Genomic DNA, 1686 nt, shown 5'->3' on the forward strand with positions numbered 1-1686 from the left:
CCCCGCCGGTCCAGCCCCCGTGTCCGATCGGCCGGACGCGCCGCACGCCCCGTCCCCGGGGCGGTCCCGGGCGGCGTTAGACTCGGCTGGCCCCTCCCCCGGCGGCCCTCCCGACGCCCCTGAGACGGACAGCGACCCCCGTGCACCACCACACCACCCCCGAAGAGGACCGCGCCGGTCTCGCCGAGCCCCGCCTGGTCCTGACCCGCTCCGGTTTCGGCGCGGCCGAGCCCCTGTTCAGCGCCGACCTGCGGGCGAGCTCCGACCTCGCCCAGGCACGGGAGGCGGTCGCCGCGCACGCCTCGCGGCTGTGGACGGAGGCCGCCCGCGACGGCGCCGACGACCGCCCCCTGTACTGGGCGCGGCTGGCGCTCTCGGCCCGGCTGCGCTCCTGGCGGCCGGGCTTCGCCTTGTCCGACGCAGAGCGCGCCGATCTGCTGCACCTGCTGGAGAGGGGTTCGCGCGGCATCGCCGACCTCGACTTCCCGCCGGGCGACCGGTGGGTGCGGGTGGTCGTGACGAGTTTCGACCCCTTCCGCCTGGACGAGGACCCGACGTGCTCCAACCCCTCCGGCGCGGCGGCGCTGGACCTGAACGGGTGGGCCTTCCCCGTGGGCGGGCGCACGGCCGTGGTGCGCACCGCGGTGTTCCCGGTGCGCTGGGCGGACTTCGACGCCGGGCTGGTGGAGGAGGCGCTGGCCGATCAGCACCGGCGGGCGGACGCGGTGGTCACCCTCAGCCGCGGGCGTGCGGGACGCTTCGACCTGGAGGTGTGGAACGGCGTCTGGCGCGGCGGGGGCGAGGACAACCTGCGGGTGTCGCGCACCGGCCGGGCGCCGGTGCCCGGCCCCGGCGTCCCGCAGTGGACGCTCTCCTCGCTGCCCCACGAGCGGATCCTGGCGGCGGTGCGGGAGGACCCCTACCCGGTGGTGGTCAACACCGAGGTGGCCGAGGCAGCGCCGGACGGGCGCGGGGTGGTGGTGCGCCCGGACGGCCCCACGGAGGGATCGGAGGCCCGCCGCGGGGGCGGTGGGGACTACCTGTCCAACGAGATCGCCTACCGCAACACGCTGCTGCGGGACCGGGCGGGGCGGCGGATCGCTGCCGGGCACGTGCACCTGCCCAAGGTGGCCTCCCCGCGGGAGAACGCCGCGGTCCTGGCGCAGGTACGGCGGATCGTGGCGGCCGTGGCCGCCGACGCGGCCGAGCCCAGACAGGAGGCGGAGGAGGACTGACCCCTCCCCCGCCCCGCCGGGTCGCCCGCCGCCGCGCGCAGCCGCGGCGGCGGGCGCTACCGTCCGGCTCAGTAGGACGGGCCGGTCGTGAAGAGGCCCATGAGCCCCGCGGCCCCGTAGACGAAGAACAGGACGGCGTACAGCGCGGTCCCGGCTCCGAAGAGCACCCAGGAGATGATGGTGCATGTCCTGGCCGACTGGGGGTTGGTGGCTGTCATGGTCAGCGCGACGACGGCCAGGACGAGGCCGACGATCGACAGCGTCCAGCACAGGCACAGGCCGAAGACGTTGGCGATGAGCGCGCCGATGGCCGAGCCCTGGCTCGCGGCCGAGGGCGGCCGGGTGCTGGTCGGCGGAGGCCGCGTCCTGGAGGAGGAGGCCGCCGACGCCTACTACGTCGAGCCCGCGGTGGTGCGCATGCCCGGCCAGACCGCCGTCGTGCGCGAGGAGA

Annotated in this window: 2 protein-coding genes; one reads left to right on the plus strand and one right to left on the minus strand. The window is 76.5% G+C overall.

Annotated features, from left to right (window positions below; translation table 11 throughout):
- Positions 1-140: 140 nt before the first annotated feature.
- Positions 141-1235 carry a pyroglutamyl peptidase gene (locus ABD54_RS26480; RefSeq protein ID WP_047872280.1) on the plus strand — a complete coding sequence of 365 codons (1095 nt, stop codon included), beginning with the start codon at positions 141-143 and terminating at the stop codon, positions 1233-1235.
- A 68-nt stretch (positions 1236-1303) separates the two neighbouring features.
- On the opposite strand, the gene ABD54_RS29310 is transcribed toward ABD54_RS26480, so the two are convergent.
- Positions 1304-1453: a hypothetical protein gene (locus tag ABD54_RS29310; RefSeq protein ID WP_235432215.1), complete on the minus strand. Its 150-nt coding sequence runs from the start codon at positions 1451-1453 to the stop codon at positions 1304-1306.
- Positions 1454-1686 lie beyond the last annotated feature (233 nt).

It is taken from the genome of Nocardiopsis sp. RV163 (assembly GCF_001029525.1).
Taxonomy (GTDB): domain Bacteria; phylum Actinomycetota; class Actinomycetes; order Streptosporangiales; family Streptosporangiaceae; genus Nocardiopsis; species Nocardiopsis dassonvillei.